This is a genomic window from Mesorhizobium sp. M7A.F.Ca.US.010.02.1.1, from assembly GCF_004023085.1.
In the GTDB taxonomy this organism is placed as follows: domain Bacteria; phylum Pseudomonadota; class Alphaproteobacteria; order Rhizobiales; family Rhizobiaceae; genus Mesorhizobium.
In genome coordinates this window covers 39,733-55,061 of the sequence record NZ_RZRV01000022.1, presented here as the reverse complement: position 1 = coordinate 55,061, position 15,329 = coordinate 39,733, and the positions used below count along the sequence as shown (strand labels likewise).

Annotated in this window: 9 protein-coding genes and 4 pseudogenes; 6 read left to right on the top strand and 7 right to left on the bottom strand. The window is 55.7% G+C overall.

Translation table 11 applies throughout. The features are described 5' to 3' along the window. Positions 1 to 27: 27 nt before the first annotated feature. Positions 28 to 1,191, bottom strand: a complete 1,164-nt coding sequence (locus tag EOA19_RS21725) for a M20 aminoacylase family protein (RefSeq protein ID WP_063169316.1) — start codon at positions 1,189 to 1,191, stop codon at positions 28 to 30. A 443-nt stretch (positions 1,192 to 1,634) separates the two neighbouring features. Between EOA19_RS21725 and EOA19_RS35345 the strand changes: the two genes are divergently transcribed. Together EOA19_RS35345 and EOA19_RS21720 are read left to right on the top strand one after the other, a co-directional pair. Then, the gene (locus EOA19_RS35345) at positions 1,635 to 1,805 is read left to right on the top strand and encodes a hypothetical protein (RefSeq protein WP_164548526.1); all 171 of its coding nucleotides are present in this window, start codon (positions 1,635 to 1,637) and stop codon (positions 1,803 to 1,805) included. 85 nt (positions 1,806 to 1,890) lie between these two features. Beyond that, a pseudogene (locus EOA19_RS21720) lies at positions 1,891 to 2,522 on the top strand (IS5 family transposase). A 2-nt stretch (positions 2,523 to 2,524) separates the two neighbouring features. Here the strand turns inward: EOA19_RS21720 and EOA19_RS21715 are convergent. Further along, positions 2,525 to 3,700, bottom strand: a complete 1,176-nt coding sequence (locus tag EOA19_RS21715; RefSeq protein WP_063169317.1) for a Xaa-Pro peptidase family protein — start codon at positions 3,698 to 3,700, stop codon at positions 2,525 to 2,527. Between the two features lie 258 nt (positions 3,701 to 3,958). Here EOA19_RS21715 and EOA19_RS35340 point away from each other — a divergent pair, with 258 nt between their 5' ends. Together EOA19_RS35340 and EOA19_RS21705 are read left to right on the top strand one after the other, a co-directional pair. Next, on the top strand, positions 3,959 to 4,114 hold the full coding sequence (locus EOA19_RS35340) for a hypothetical protein (RefSeq protein WP_164548527.1): 156 nt from the start codon (positions 3,959 to 3,961) through the stop codon (positions 4,112 to 4,114). 155 nt (positions 4,115 to 4,269) lie between these two features. After that, positions 4,270 to 5,726, top strand: a pseudogene (locus EOA19_RS21705) (MFS transporter). Between the two features lie 830 nt (positions 5,727 to 6,556). Here EOA19_RS21705 and EOA19_RS21700 read toward each other — a convergent pair. The 4 genes from EOA19_RS21700 to EOA19_RS21685 form a co-directional block, all read right to left on the bottom strand. Then, positions 6,557 to 8,896 carry a penicillin acylase family protein gene (locus tag EOA19_RS21700; RefSeq protein ID WP_063170375.1) on the bottom strand — a complete coding sequence of 780 codons (2,340 nt, stop codon included), beginning with the start codon at positions 8,894 to 8,896 and terminating at the stop codon, positions 6,557 to 6,559. Between the two features lie 352 nt (positions 8,897 to 9,248). Further along, positions 9,249 to 9,992, bottom strand: a complete 744-nt coding sequence (locus EOA19_RS21695; protein ID WP_135921822.1) for an amino acid ABC transporter ATP-binding protein — start codon at positions 9,990 to 9,992, stop codon at positions 9,249 to 9,251. Between the two features lie 94 nt (positions 9,993 to 10,086). Next, entirely contained in the window at positions 10,087 to 11,061 is a 975-nt protein-coding gene (locus tag EOA19_RS21690) for an amino acid ABC transporter permease (RefSeq protein ID WP_063170377.1), read from the bottom strand. A gap of 60 nt (positions 11,062 to 11,121) precedes the next feature. After that, on the bottom strand, positions 11,122 to 11,964 hold the full coding sequence (locus tag EOA19_RS21685; protein ID WP_063169318.1) for a transporter substrate-binding domain-containing protein: 843 nt from the start codon (positions 11,962 to 11,964) through the stop codon (positions 11,122 to 11,124). Between the two features lie 458 nt (positions 11,965 to 12,422). On the opposite strand from EOA19_RS21685, the pseudogene EOA19_RS21680 reads away from it, so the two are divergent. Both EOA19_RS21680 and EOA19_RS21675 read left to right on the top strand, forming a co-directional pair. Next, positions 12,423 to 12,800 (top strand): annotated as a pseudogene (locus tag EOA19_RS21680) (alanine dehydrogenase); the annotation flags it as partial. A 354-nt stretch (positions 12,801 to 13,154) separates the two neighbouring features. Then, the gene (locus tag EOA19_RS21675; protein ID WP_063169320.1) at positions 13,155 to 14,372 is read left to right on the top strand and encodes a serine hydrolase; all 1,218 of its coding nucleotides are present in this window, start codon (positions 13,155 to 13,157) and stop codon (positions 14,370 to 14,372) included. Between the two features lie 505 nt (positions 14,373 to 14,877). On the opposite strand, the pseudogene EOA19_RS21670 reads toward EOA19_RS21675, so the two are convergent. After that, positions 14,878 to 15,264: pseudogene (locus tag EOA19_RS21670) on the bottom strand (transposase); the annotation flags it as partial. Positions 15,265 to 15,329: the final 65 nt, after the last annotated feature.

Sequence of the window (15,329 nt, the reverse complement as noted above, 5' to 3'; positions counted from 1 at the left end):
AGCCAAGGTTGTTTTGCTTGGACAATGTCATGGTGCTAGAGCAGCCTCGGCCAAGTTGACCCAGTATCCAATGCCGTATGGCAGTGCTTCATCGTTAAAGTCGTAGGTTGGATTATGGAGAGCAGCAGTCGATCCATTTCCAAGCAGTATACATGCCCCCGGCCGCGCCTCTAGCATGTACGCGAAGTCCTCTGACCCCAAACTAGGTTTGACTTTGGGGTTCACCGATGAATGGCCGACCAGAGCACGCGCCACCTCTGTTGCCCGACGCGTTTGATCGGGATGATTGACAGTGAGGGGCTCCAGGCGGCGATGCTGAAACTCGACCTTCGCCCCGGAAGCGCGTGCAATATTTTCCGCGCACGCCTCAATCTGTTTTTCAGCGAAGTCGCGCAAAATCGGTGACAGTGTCCTGACTGTTCCGGCAATCTCCGCGCGTTCGGGAATGATGTTGTAAGCTTGTCCGGCGTTCAGCTTTGTGACGGAGATCACCAGGGACTCGGTGGGGTCCGTGTTGCGTGAGACTAGTGTCTGCAAGCCTAAAATGATCTGAGCTGCAACAACGACGGGGTCAATTGTCAGATGGGGAGCGGCCGCGTGACCCCCTCTGCCTTTGACCACAATATCGAACTCGTCGAGCGCGGCAAAAATCGAACCTTCGCAAATGCCGAACGCACCAACCTCCATGCCTGGCCAATTGTGCATGCCAAAGACCTGAGATATCCCGAAACGGTCCATGATCCCCTCCTGGACCATTCTTTGGCCGCCGCGGCCATCTTCCTCGGCAGGTTGGAAGATCAGGGCAACGGACCCTTTGAAGTTCCGGGTCGCGGCGAGGTATTTCGCGGCGCCAAGGAGCATTGCAGTATGCCCGTCGTGACCACACGCGTGCATCTGTCCGGACCTTTTCGACGTCCAAGGTTTGCCTGAAGCTTCGAGTATAGGCAGAGCGTCCATGTCGGCCCGCAACCCGATAGTGGGCCCATCTCCGAGTTGACCTTGGATCAACGCAACCACGCCGGTTTCAGCTATCCTGCACTCGATGTGGTTAATCCCGAAGGAAGCCAGCTTTTCCGCCACAAATGCCGCTGTGTCATTCACCCGATAGTCAAGCTCCGGATTCTCGTGCAGGTACCGGCGCCAAGTCATCGCTTCGATCTCGATCTCCTTGAACCTGTCAACGCCAACCATAGGCACGTTCCCGCATTTGAGTAATTTGGATCAGGCGCCGGTGCGTAATTAATGATCGATGCCACCGGTGTTTTCGTCAAATGCAGTTTGGATATCGTAACCATCTAGAACCGAGATAGCCCCGCGTTCAGGCCTCGGTGTTGGCGCCGGCGACTGCGACCCGATAACAAGCCGTTTGCCCTCAAATGGATAAGCTTCGGCCTTAGAGGACCAGCTGCGAAGTGCTGGCAATCATAAACTCTGGCTCTGCTGGCAACGGCCAATGGCAAAGGTCTGAGTAGGAAGAGCTGTCACCATCGCGACACTCCTCCCCCTCCCACGACCTACTTTCCAGGACTGCATGCGCTTTGCCACTCAATCCGCAAACCGCAGACCCTAGGCGGCGTGGACAAATTCGATGTTAGCAGGGTCGCTTTCCTGCGATCGGGTTGTTAGCATTGGGAATGACACTGGAAGAAGAGAGCGAACGAGCTACGTCGATGCTGATTGGCAAGGTTGTTCGCCGTGTCATGCGCCACCGCGATGGAGAGGTGGTGATCGAGTTTGAGGATGGCAGCCGATTTTTCGCGGATAGCGACAGCCCTCTCGAACTGTCCATCACCTTGGCGGAATAGTATATCCGCCTTACGGAATTTCGGACGTCGATGCGATTGACGTAGCCCAAGAGGATTGATTCAAGGCTGCTTTTTGGAGGCAGGTTTGAGCAGGGGCGATCTCACCGAAGCAGAATGGCGTGTTCTCAAGGGCTTGCTGCCCATCGACCCTGACAAACGCGGCCGAGGTAGACCTCCCAAGCAGAATCGTTCGATCATCAACGGCATTCTCTGGCGGCTCCGCTGCGGCGCTCCATGGCGGGATGTCCCGCCCAAATACGGCAGTTGGAACACCATCTATCGTCGGTTCCGACGCTGGAGCGAGGCCGGGGTCTGGGAGACCGTGGCGGTAATGCTCGCCGAGGTCATGGCGGACAGCGGCCACTACAGCATCGACAGCACCACAGTTCGCGCCCATGTCTCGGCAGCGGGCGGAAAAGGGGGACTCGTGCACCGGACGCCTTCCTTGCGGACAAGGGCTACGATGCCGATACCATTCGCGCCGATCTCGCCGAGCGGAAGATTAAACCCGTCATACCCGGCCGATCAAACCGCCGCGTGAAGATCGAGTATGACCGGGCGCTCTACAAGCAGCGGAACCGAATCGAGCGCATGTTCGGCCACCTCAAAATCAACCGGGCCATTGCCACCCGCTACGATCAATTGGCCAATAGCTTCCTCGGAATGGTCTACCTAGCCACCGCCAGATACTGGCTCAAATTTGTCCACGCCGCCTAGCATCACGCCCGATAAAGTGTTGGCGGGATTTCGCTCAGGAGTTCCGCGCCGCGCTCTGTCACGAGCACGTGTGCGCCGGCACCAAATAGGTAGCCACTTTCGCTGCACAAAATGTTTGGCATGTGCAGGGTCATGCCAGCTCGGAGTGGTTCATTTACATCGGGCTCCAGGCTTAGGTCGCCGCGCTCAGTCCAATTGATGCCAGTTTGGTATCCTGTTCGTTGGCGGAAGACGCCCTTGCGTCCAGATCGCTTCAACACCTCGCCCCCAGCAGCGTGAACGTCCGCCGGCGTAGCACCTGGTCGAATCGAGGAGACAAGGGCCGCAATGACCTCTTCAGCCAAGCCGTGCAAAGATTCGGTTTCGGGATGTTTGCCAAGGACTGCGCATCGAACCATTCCCACTGTATACCCGTGTTTCGAAGCCCCTATCTCCAGAAAGGCAGGTTCGTTGTTGCTGAGAGGATGATGGGTCGCTGGCGCATGGGGCAACTTCACTCGCTCTCCAAACAAAATGGTACCCGGCGCAAGCCCGATATCCCCAGCGGCGTTGCTGGGGTCGTTTGTTACCGCCGCAGCTAGGGCCGCTGCCATTTCGATCTCCGTAATGCCGGGACGAAGCGATTGCTGAAAGGTTCGAATTGCCACGTCAGTGAGTCGAACAGCATCGCGCATACACGCCAACTCAAGTTCTCCTTTCACTGCTGACACTGACGAGACCAGTCGGGTGACGTCAGTAATCTTCAGATCCGGGAGCTGGTCTTGGACTGCGCGCACGTCGGCGGGCGCGAGATTCCAGCAGCCAAGCTCGAAACCGACTCGCTTATTGTCCAGTCCGAGTCGACGCAATACATCGGCGCAGACCCTGCCAAAATCAGGCTGATGTGTATAGGTTTCAATTTCCTCGATGCAGCTATATGAACGTACTGCCTGCTCGTCATATTCTCGGACAACAAATATCGGGACCCGACCCGGCATCAGAATAAGAGGGAAAGGCGCGAAATATCCACCGCTCCCATCGTAGCCGCTGAGATACTTCAAGTGGCCGTGCGCCGTTACTACGATTGCGTCCAAGCCTGCCGTAGCAACCGCATCCAGCACATTGTTTTGCCGGCGCTCATACTCTGATATCGGAAACGGTACACCAGTCAGAGGAATTGCGGAGCGTGTCGTCGCCATATCTCACCTCAATCAGTGTGTCGTGGTTTGGTTGCGCAAAACGCGCGATCGCGTCCATGTTCGAAATTGAACAAAAGCTTCGCCGGCTCATGCGGGGTGACAATCCCCTTTCCTGGCGGCTAGCGTCAAATGCTGTTTTTATATCGGCTGCATCTCGCAGCGAGATGCGCATAGTGCCTTCATCGGCCGCTCAATGCAGGCAACGCTGGTCTCCGACAGCTTTGTTCTCGCCAGAGGATCGCCGACAAAGGCGCCGAGTTGCTCGGCAAGCTCGTCAGCCTCGGCCAGAAGAACCATGCTGACGACCTTGAGCTTGGCAGCGAGTCGGCGCGCCTTCGCATTCTTGCCGGCGAAGCCGCCGACGCCGGGGGAACTGTGCCGGCGCCACGCAACAGCATGTTTGCACTGATGTAAGGCCGCTGCGACACCAGCGACGGCTCTCCGCCGCCACCTCCGCATCTCGCTACCAGATGACACTAATACAAAGACTGCATTTGGCGCATCCGACGTGTAAGAGGATCGTGTCGCGCGAAGTGGTTAAGCTTGGCGGAACCGAATCGGTCGGAGCAATGAGCAAAGCGGCGGGCGCAGATGCGGATGTAGTTTCGCCGAAGACGTTTGCGCCGCTCAGGAATACGACATTTCGCTCAATCTGGTTTAGCCTCTCAAGTCTCTTCCCTTGGCTGGCTGATGCAGACCGTTGCTATCAGCTGGCTAATGGCAACGGTTCCGACCTCCGATCTGATGGTTGCGCTCGAGCAGGCTTCGTCTAACCTGCCCGCTTTCATTTTGTCCATTTTCGCTAGGGGTTCTCGCCGACAACTTCAGCCGTCGAAGAGTCATGTTCGCCGGCCGATGCCTAATGGTAATAGCATCCGCGATGCTACGGCTTCAGTGGTGCTGGGCTTTATCGCCCCGTGGATGATCTTCGGCTTCAGCTTCTTGATCGCAAGTGGTGCCGCGCTCAACGATACCGCCTGGCAGGCTTCTGTTGGCGATATTGTGGACCGACGCGAAGTTCCCGCTGCCGTCACCCTCCTCTCCATTGGCTTCAACACTGCACGGACCGTGGGACCGGCGCTCGCGGCATCATGATTGCGTCGTTCGGACTTATGACGGCTTTCGCTATGTTTACACTCACCTATATGATCCCTTTGGTCACCATATGGCGATGCAAATGGAAGGTTCGCTCCTCACTTCTCCCACGTGAGTCAATGAGGACGGCCATCTATGACAGGCTGCGCTTCACAGCGATGTCATCGGAAATCAAGACGGCGATCGCCCGCGGAACCTTCTTTGGCCTGTCGGGCATCGCCATACTCGCACTGCTGCCATTGGTTGTCCGCGATCAGCTGGGCGAAGGACCGCTCGCCTATGGCACCATCATCGCCGGCTTCGGCACAGGCGCCGTCATGGCTGGCGTCGCCAACAGCCTATTAAGACGGAGCTTGTCAGAAGAGCAACTAATGACGCTGGCATGCGTCGCCTGTGCGGCGTGCTCCCTTTTTCTGGCACTGCCTCTTCCATTGCGAGCGGCGTCCTGTTTCCCCTTCGCGAGGGTCGCGAGGCCGAGCCCGACCCTTTGGAGGAATTCGACGCGCCGGCAGTCGCCCTCAGTCTCAAGCCGAGAAGCGGCCCCATCGTGGTCAAAGTCGAGTACCTCATACTCGTGGAAAATCTAGAAGAATTCCTCGCCATGCGCGGGTGCCGGCATGTACAGAGTCGCGTTGGTGCTCGGCACTGGACTCTCCAGCGCAACCTTCAGGAGCCTGTGCTATGGACGGAGACATTCCGTACGCCGACCTGGACCGACTACCTTCGCCTGAATCATCGCCTTACCGAGGCCGACAAGGAACTGGACGAGAGAATCATCCTCCTCCACAAAGGAAAGCATTCTCCACGAATAACATTGTCAATCGAGCGCCCCACGAGTGCTCCACGCAAGCCTGAGTCATCAACGCCTTTTTTCCCCCGCCATTCAACGAAACGGCCAGCGTGCCACCGCAGGCTGAATGAAGATACATAAGAAGGCACGTCAACTGCTAACCACATCGGGCGGGCAACAAGCATCGCCGCCTTCGGGTATATGACAGACAGAATGTAGCGGACTTGAAAAATGAAAGGCGCTCACCCACCGCCAACATTTCTCGGCTGGTTCCCGGCATTCAAGGTCCTGCGGCTATACGCGAAGGCGGCAAGCCGCGTTGAAGTCGTCGATATTCAGTCGCATCGAAGGACAATGACGTGTTGCCCTGATGCCACTCTCTGCGAGGTTAGCTTGTTTCTCGGATGAGGAGACAGACAATGGTCTGCCCCCTGAAAGGTCCTCCCTGAGGTATGTGTCCATTCTTGAACTCGGCTCGACAATGATAGCGAACCCTGTTGACCGTCGCACTGTCAGTCTCGAATCAAGTGCTCTCCTACAGCAGATGCGATTATCGCCAATGCGTACTGGTAGCGCCCGAAGCGCGCGTTATCGGCAGCCGCCGAGGGCCGTGATGCGGCCGCGATCGAGCCTTGTAGTAACAGACGCGCTCTCCGGTGGTCGGGCCAGCACCTTACCCCTCTTCCCTATGGCCCCAAGGCAGAGCAATTGCCAATGCGGGACATCCCGCTTCTAAGTCTCCTGCAACATTATTGGAGGCCGCGACGGCCCTGCTCGTGACGATCAGGGGTGGTCGCCGCACACCAGCGGGATCATTGCCCCACAAGCGCATCCAGATTCCGGCCGGGCGTTCCGCTGTCAATATCAAAGTCGGCCGGCGGGCGCTAAAGTGTCGATCCTCACCTTGCCGCCAGGTGAGTTCGACCGATATGTTCCTGCTACAATGGTAAGCGGCCTATACTGTCGCATCCTCAACAGTCAGCGGGAGACAGGACGACCCTATGTTCGAGCTCCCTCCGTATGGACTCCTCTGAATATAACAAGGGCTTGTATTCGCCCCGTTGCCAATCGTGATTGAGGTCACGATAATGACTTGAGATCGGAACACCCGACTGACCTGGATTGTTAATAAAGAGACTGTCATCCCATGACCCAACGTCCATGATTATCCGCACTGACGGTCCTTCTGAAACAGAGAATTGGCCGCTTCGGTAACTCGAAAAATTGAGCGTTGAGCTACTTCCGCCGAGGGCTATGGCGCCCAACGACCATTGTTCAGACGTCAGTGCCTGCAGAGGGTGGCGCAAATCAAGCTTATGTATACTGCCCCATGCCCATGAGGCAGAATCGTCGCCAAATCGACATATGCATTCACTCCAGGCAGAAGTTAGGGATTCCATTATGGAATGCTTCAACTTTTCACTAGGCTCTGCCTGTTCGAGCCAAGAGGCTATGGCCGAAGGCTGTAAAGGCACGAGCAGTGCCAACACTTCATCGTCAGCGCTTTCTAAGCGAGCTACTGTCGGGCCAAGGTGTTTGCTAAGCCAAATCTCAAAGAACGCGGCGGCTGGCGAACTCGCATCCAAATGCCGGTCCCAGTTAGAAAATAAGTGCAACGCAGGCATGTTTGCAACCGAACCGAGAAGAGTGTCTAGTTTCGCAAGAATACGAACTGCTATCGGCGAATACACCGAACATTGCAGCGACATGCAGTCCCGCAACGAGATCTTCTCTGATCGTGAGAGAGTTGTATGAAGGGTATCATGTCTGCTGCTGTCAGACCACTCGTAGCCAAAAGCAGGATGCGATCTACTCCATTCCTCCGGAACATTCATTGCGTTGGCAGTGGCGACAAAACCTTTGGCGGGGTTCATCTCGAACGGCCCATCGTCCGGTGACAAATACCCTTCCCATTCGAACCGACCGTCTCCTGGAACCGGAAGCAGGCCGTCCCAATTTCTTCGGACCGGAGCCGCACCTGACGGTTTCCACGCAATTACATTCGACGTGTCCGCATAGATGTGATTAACTGAAGGACAACCCCAGTTTGCTAGACTGGAGGTGTATTCTGAAAATGTCTTAGAGCGCATTACGGCCAAGCTGGCCATGTAAGGTGCCATGCCGGGATCCATCCATACGGTTCTCAGTGCGAAGGCGCGGTCTTTTTCAGCATTTTGGTTTAAAATGGGTCCATGGCGTGTGAACTGAAGCTTTACCTCCTGGTCGGTGTGGGCGCGAACTGGAATTTTCTCGTGTATAGTCTTCACCTGCTCCCAGGCCCCTTTATATAAGTATTTATTTCCCTCACTCTTGGTTTCGTAAACATAAATATCTTCTTGGTCAGCGCCGAAAATAGTCAGACCAAAGGCGGCTGTCCCGTTGTGACCCATGGAGATTCCTGGGATCATAGGCTCTCCAGCGCCAATTACATCGAGCCCGGGCATACTCAGGTGTACAAGATACCTGATGGACGGAAGGACGTGCTTGCGATGCGGGTCTAGAGCAAGGATTGGTCGCTCCGTTGTGGTTTTTGTTGCGGATATGGCCCAGTTGTTTGAGCCCTCTTGGAACACCGTCTGCATGATCTCATCACTCGGTGTTACGCGGGTCCAACGGTCAGCTTCCTGAAGACTTGCTGCAAGTCTTTCCCTCGAGAATGAGACGGGACAGATTGCCAAGCGAAAATCCTGCAGTACTCGATCTGTCATAAAGGCGAGGTCAAGGCCCTCCGCTGGTCGTGGCGCTATCGGAGGTGACAATTCTTGTCTCAACCTGTCGAGGCGGGTACCTCGTTCCACACCTGCCAATGCCATCACCCTGCAGCGCAGAAGCTCCGAAATCGCATTTCGGGTTAGTGAGTGCGTTCGCACGCGAACGACGTCTTCGGGTTTCCAATAGTCGGGAGTGTGACCGAGGAGGCCAAACTCGGGTGGCAAGGCAATCAAACCGTCATGGCAACTGTCTACGTAGGAATTGATCCCCTCGGCAAACGCTGAGCATATCTCTTCGGAATCCGGGCCGTACGCCTGCCATTCTGCACTCATGGCTCCGCGAAATAAAAAGAGACGCGCCGCCCGATCCTGCTCCAAATATCCGGGGCCAAAGTCTCGTGACAGGAGACCGAGACCTCGTTTGCGCGCAATATCAATTTGCCAGAGGCGGTCTCGAGCTGCATTCCAACCCTGCGCGAAAAATAGGTCGTGCAAGTTCTGAGCCTTGATATGAGGAACCCCCCATTTATCAATGTCGATCGTGACCTCACTCTTAAGCTTGTCGGAGCTGTGGCGGTCGAAGGTTATGTTCTTTAACATGTGTTGATCCGTTTGGTTCACCCAAAGATGGTCGGGAATCTGCCAGAGGACGACGTCTGCAGATTGTGGTCGGTTGCGGGCAGAGGGTTGAGGCCGCACTCTTGCAACCTGATCATGTGTGGCGAGCCAATCCTCAGCGCGCCTGGACGCGAACTGGCACGGTGGGCTGCGCACAAGCTCAGCGGGATCCTACTCTCGCGCTTCCGGGAACGAGGCGCTTGCCGAGAACGCTCTGATGTATGTCAGCCAATACGTACGAATACAATATCCGCACATGTTGTCTCGCTGGCCTGAGGCAACGCATTCGATACACAGTAACTCGGTCGAACGGCCTCGTTGAAGGATGGCTCCCTCAATGCGACAAGATCTGGCTGAGAAACAATTTCGTTCTTTCGTGCTGCGGGTTTCTGAAGAAGTCGTGCGGTGTACCCTCTTCGACGATCTCACCTCGATCCATGAAGATTACTCGATCGGCCACGGCGCGCGCAAAGCCCATCTCGTGGGTGACGCATACCATGGTCATGCCGTCGCGTGCGAGTCCGGTCACAGTCTCGAGCACTTCAGCGACCATCTCTGGATCGAGCGAGGAGGTCGGCTCATCGAAGAGCATGACTGCAGGCTCCATACAGAGGGACCGGGCAATTGCGACGCGCTGCTGCTGTCCCCCGGAGAGCTGAGCCGGATATTTGTTCGCCTGTTCGGGAATGCGCACGCGCTCTAGGAATTTAAGCGCGATCTTTCTAGCCTCACCCTCTGGAACGCCCTTTATCCACATCGGCGCCGCCATACAGTTCATCAGCACGGTCATGTGCGGGAAAAGATTAAAGTGCTGAAAAACCATGCCGACGCTTTTGCGAACTTCAGCTACGTTGCGCATTTTGTTATGTAACCTAATCCCAGTGACGGTAATCTCGCCATCCTGGTGCGCTTCGAGCCGATTGACGCAACGGATCAGCGTCGACTTTCCCGAGCCTGAGGGCCCACAGATGACGATACGTTCGCCCTTGCGGACGGTTAGGTTGATGTCAGTTAGTGCTCTGAAGGCACCATACCATTTGGATACATTCTTAGCTTCGATGACTTCGTCGCTCAATATTGCATCTCTCTTGTTCATTGGCGCATCTGTAAGTGCCTTGAAAATGGCCGAACCAACTTAGACGTCTTTTTTAGCTTGACCAATGAATTCACGATCATCGCTTCTTACTTCTGGCAAAATGGTCCTCGATCCGGGATTGGACCAGTTCCAGGCAGGCGGATAAAATCCAATAAATCATTGCCGCTGTTACTAGCATCTCCATAGTATGGAAGGTTGGCTGGCCGAGTGAGTGAGCTAGATACGTCAGCTCCCAAACGCCAAGAACCGAAACGAGAGAGCTGTCTTTGAGCATTGAGATGAACGTGTTTCCCATCGGGGGAATGATAACCGGAAGCGCTTGCGGCAGAATGATTCTGCGCATTGTGAGCGCAAAGCCGAAACCTAATGACCGGGATGCCTCCCACTGGCCGCGATCGATGCTGGCTATGCCCGAACGGAAGATCTCCGTCATGTAGGCACCACTGCATAGCGAAAGCGCCAACACGCCTGCAGGCACGGCATTAATAACGTAACCTACCTGGGGCAAGCCCATGTAGATCAGATAAACCTGCATGAGAAGCGGCAGACCCCGGAAGCATGAAGTGTAGAAGCTGACTATCGCGTAAGCCATGCCGTTGCTTGACAGTTTCGCAATCGCGCCGATTATTGCGATAGCCGACGCAAATAGCAGTGACATCGCTGATACGTAAACTGTAGTAACTACCCCCTGCGTAATTAGAAATGGCAGGTTTGCCCAAATAAATGGCATGCTTAAGTCAAATGCCGCGAAGAGCGAAAGGAACAGTAGCACCAACTCAAACCATACGATCCCGATTTGGATTTTGAGCGGGACAAAACCAATCAGCACGAGGTTGAGGCAGAACATTGCGGCAATTACAAAAGCGATCGCAATGCGACTGTAAAACTTCACTTGTGCGTGATCGCCAATCACGGGCCGTAGGAGTTCGCCCATCGTGGTGCCCGCTACGTTGAAGATAAGAAAAACCGCGAGCACAATTGCAAATATGCAGCCGATAAACCATGGCTTGTGGACGAGCACCTCAGATTCAACTGTATCGTGGTAAAGCATAAGCATTTTCTTCCTAAGAAGAGGCGCCCCCGGGAAGGGGACGCCCACGATTGTGTCATGTTATTTATCGACGCTGAAATCCCCCCCGAACCACTTGACCGAGAGTTTAGCAAGAGTGCCGTCATCCTTCATCTTCTTGACCGCGGCAGCGACCTTGTCGATAAACTCCTTATCGCCACGCTCGATTGTGACAGCGCCCGGGGCGTAGAATAAGGGATCGCCAATAACCTTCAATGGATAGCCAGATTTGATTGCCGCAGCCGCCGTCGTTCCTTCAGTAATGACGCCATCGAGACGAACACCATCGCCGAGGCGCAGGTCGTCAAGCGTAAGAGAGTTAGCACTTGGATAAGCCTTCACTTGGCCCGCTGTAAATTGATATTGTATTGGCTTAGCGCCGATCCATGCCGGTGTGAGCTTGTGATTGGCATACAAATCGCCAAGAGTTCCCGCTCGGACGCCGACGATCTTGCCCTCCAGGTCGGAAGGCTTCGTCGCTTTGCTATCCTTGTGAACGACAGCGACTTCGCCTTCGTAGAAGTACATGGCCGGGAAGGCGAATTTTTTGGCGCGATCGTTGGTCGGCGTCATTTGACCCATGGCCATGTCCCAACGCCCCCCCCACTGGCCTGCCTGAATGATATCCCAGCCCGGGGTCACGAATTTGATCTTCACGCCCAAGTAGTCCGCAATGCCCTTCGCGACCTCTACATCATCACCGTCGAGTTCATGTTGGTCGTTCAAGTGAGACAAGGCTCCCCAGTCGGACCCGACCGCTACCGTCAATGTCTGTGCCGCGAGCACACGATCAAGGACTTCGCCGGCGCAAGCCTTGGCTGACAAAGACATCGACGCAACCGCCATGGAGACTGCAACTACGACCGTCGTTACATGATTGTTCATCTATAGTTCCCTTTTTTCTCGTTCTTATTTTCTTGAAAGCTACCTTCGTCGCCACCGAGAGGAGTGTCTTAGCGGTGCGCCATTGCTCCCTGCTGATTGGACCCATCCCGGTCCGTCATTTAACGAACGACACCTTATCGCTCTGCATTGTTGGCATTCAGCGAAATCGAGTTCGATGATGCAGGTTTCCTGCGAACTACCCTTGGCTTTCGCCGGATCGCTCTGGCGATTTCACAAAGCACGGATACCCTGGCCTCAGAGAGGTCGGCGAACTCGCCAACTCGCTGGACTCCGAAGGCTGCAGATTGCATCGCCACAAGACGTCTTGTTTGGAAGGATCTAAACTGGACTGGCGCGTTGAATTACACCTTGCAGGGCTGACTCTGGTCACGTGGGAACTGCGGTCCAAGCCCCTCTCTCTCCCTAATCTCGACCTCCCTAATCTCGACCTCCCTAATCTCGACGACCTCTTCGCCGGCCGTGTGCGCACCCGCTACTCAACCGTCGGGGCGCTCGAGGAAGAATGCTTCTCTGCCGACATCGTGGTCGGGGCCGTGCTGATCGCCGGTGCTGCCGCGCCAAAGCTCGTCACCCGCGAAATGATGTCCGGCATGAAGAAGGGCTCGGAGCTGGTCGACGTCGCTATTGACCAGGGCGGTTGCTTCGAGACGTCGCATGCGACGACTCAAGCCGAGCCCACCTACGAAGGCGACGGCGTTATCCACTATCGCGTCGCCAACATGCAGAGTCGCCCATGCCATTTCGCGATTTCTTGCCTTGCGAGTTCGCACGTATCCCTCTGGGTCAACATCGTTGATAGACCAGAGAATTTTTGACTCATCGTAGCTCGGACAGCGGAGACGCGTTACAATTGTCAACCCGTTCGGACCCGGTTTAATCGAGATGTACTCGGCATACTGCGCATGATGGCTCATGCCTCTTGTAGCTGGAAGCGTTCGGCAAGTTAGGTCCTACTTGCCACGCGAGAGCGGGGCCGCAAGTATGCGCCGGCCGCAATACAACGCTGATTTGCTGCGTTGTCGAGGACATTTCGCATAGAATGCGCGCCTGCCGCTGCTATGATCATAACATGTTGTGATTTAGTCCAGTCCGAACTCCCGAGGTTGGGTCGCAACTCTCGATAGCCAGCTGGCGCCGGGGGCGCCTAGGCATGAAATTGGATCCCATGTATGACAGAATTCAAACAACGGCAAACCGTCGGTAACGCGTCGGAGAGCGTACTCGAATTCGACGGACAGCAATACCTGGACGGCCGTGCATCGGATCCTCGCGAATTTGGCTGGATGCGCGGTGCGCCGCCGCCGCCAGACAAGCGTGTAACATTCGAGAATGAAACTGTTTGGACCTTTCCTCAGCTTCGCTGGTCGCTATCGCATATGCGTGAGCTGCGGCCCACAGTCCAAGTGTGGCGAGGGCGGGGCGGACCGTCGCAGCTTGAGTGCAGCAACAGGTCTACCGAAATCGATGGGCTCACGTTCGTCGACATGGACGACCGCACCAACCGGTTCGAGGAGGCGCTATTCGACACCTACACCGACGGCATTTTGGTCCTGCATCGGGGGCGGATCATATACGAACGATACTTCGGCGCACTCGCGCCGCACGTACAACATTCGTGTCAGTCAATCACCAAATCGTATGCGGGCACCCTAGCCGCGGCGTTGGTGCATGAGGGCATTCTCGACGACAGGAAGACAATATCGCAGTTTGTGCCGGAATTACGAGGTACAGGGTGGGAAGATGCAACGCTCCGCCAAGTCATGGACATGCAAACTAACGTTGCTTTTACTGAAGATTACACAAGTGTAGACAAGTCATATAGATGCGAATACCTGCGTACCATACGAAAGGAAGGGGCGCACGGCAAATTTGTCTACAAAGGCGTCGATACCAATGTTATGGCTTGGGTTATGTCGCGCGCAACGGGCCGGTCGTTCGCACAACTGTTGGAGGAGCGCTTATGGTTGCCACTGGGCTGCGAAGAAGACGCCTATGTCGAGATCGACCCGACAAACGGTATGCCGAGGGCGCATAGCGGACTCAATGTGACGTTGCGCGACTTGGCGCGTTTCGGCGAGCTGATGCGATGTGAAGGCTCGTGTAATGGCAAGCAACTGGTTCCCGCGAGTGTTGTCTACGACCTTCAAGATCTCGACCACCCCGCCAAGCCGGACCTCCCATTCGGCTATACATACCGAAGCCAATGGTGGGTATCACACGACGAGCTTGATGCTATTGAAGGTCGGGGCCTTTACGGCCAGAACCTGTACATAGCGCCAAAGGCGGAGATGGTGATTGCGCGCTTCGGGTCGCACCCCGCTTGCGACCACATTGATCGGATTAGAAGGCCGCAGATGCAGGCATTGGGGAGGATGCTCCGCGCGTAACTTGATGCACTAGACGGTCACCGCGCTTGTTTAGGAATTTCCTGCAAATTCGCGGTTGAAGAACTGGGGCGCCTACGCCGAATTCCTGCGTTCGGCTAGGGGGCAATTGGCGCAAAAGGCCTGTAGACGCTGCTACGCTTATGAAGTAAATACCAGAAGCCTCGCTTCCCATATGCATAATGCAGACCGATCTGGCTCGCTTTTGCTGAGGAAACAATGATCACCGAACATTGCATATTGATTGGGGCCGTCGCGACTTTGTATTGCGAGAATGGAACCGGTGGACCTATTGTATTCTTGCATGGTGCCGCTTTCGGGCTTATCCGTCAGCTTGACCTGAAACAAAACCCAACCCAAACATCAACGAGACCCAGGATCAGACCGAAAAATGGCCGCCTTCAAATCGGAATGCTGGCCGGAATGAAATCGGAATGACTGGCCGGCTTCAAATCGGAATCGGTGGCCGGCTTCATCGGAATACGCAGGCAATGGTATCGGCATCAGTGGCAGCGCTCTTGCGCTGCTTCTGGACGGTGAGATCGGCGGTTACCTGGGAAAGCCGGGCGACCAGCGCCTTGAGCCGCTGCTGGGCCGCGCTCGGCGGCAGCGTCGGCTGCAGCCGTTTGACCTCGCTATAGCGGGCGATGACGGCGGCGTCGATCCTGTCGGTCTTCTCCAGGAAGCCCATCGCCTCGGCGAATCAGCGTACGCTCCTCGCATTGGCCATGCCGCAGGCTACTCCCAACTCCCACGACAGCAGGAAGGGAAGCCGTTCGTAGCCGCCACTGGCCTCCATGACGACGAGCTCGACACCATTGACCTAACACCAGGCAGCAAGCTCGGCTATGCCTGCCGCATCGTTGCGAAAGCGGCCCGCCGCTCCGCTCGGCACGACATGGGTATCGAGCCAGTCTTTCGAAACATCCACTCCACAGATAGTCTTGTTCACGGTAACCT